At 68.4% G+C, this 550-nt stretch carries 1 protein-coding gene; it reads right to left on the reverse strand.

The features are described 5' to 3' along the window. Positions 1 to 168: 168 nt before the first annotated feature. On the reverse strand, positions 169 to 550 hold a 382-nt coding region (locus tag PGX04_RS33105; protein WP_273742354.1), incomplete at its 5' end, for a hypothetical protein.

A 550-nucleotide genomic window follows, 5' to 3' on the forward strand; every position in this document is an offset into this window, starting at 1 on the left:
GCCGGATGTGCTCGTGGCCACGGACGCCGGGCTCGAGCGCCACCTCGAGGATGAGCGAGCCTGGCGTGGCGACACTGCAAAGCAACGTGGGACGGTCGACTGCGACCGGAAGCGCGCCCAGCCGGGCGGACGGGGCCGCGACTGAAGCGGGAGGATCGTGGAGGTGTGTCACCGCCTTGAGGCCGACGACAATCTGGCCGTCGACACCTGCGAGAAGGTGATCATGACGATTGGGGTCATGCCAAACTGCACCACTCCCAATCGTCGACCGGAGAGACCCAGCGAGCGGGTGAGCCATCCACCACCGCGACCGCGTCCGAACAGCCCGCGGTCAGCTGCCACGTGTCCAATCGCTGCCAGCATCTGATCCGGAAATTCCTCGGCTACAAGGAAGAACAGGTCGGGACACCGGGGACCGCCGATCACTGACTCGACGCGGTGCGCTACGCCTGCATGGGCGGCACCGGGCGGTGAGTGCCCGCGAGTACTGCGGACGACTCGGTGACGAGCCGGCTGGCTGTCGCCCGTGCCCTCGCGGTCGCGAGCGGGC

This window comes from Natrinema soli (assembly GCF_028618695.1).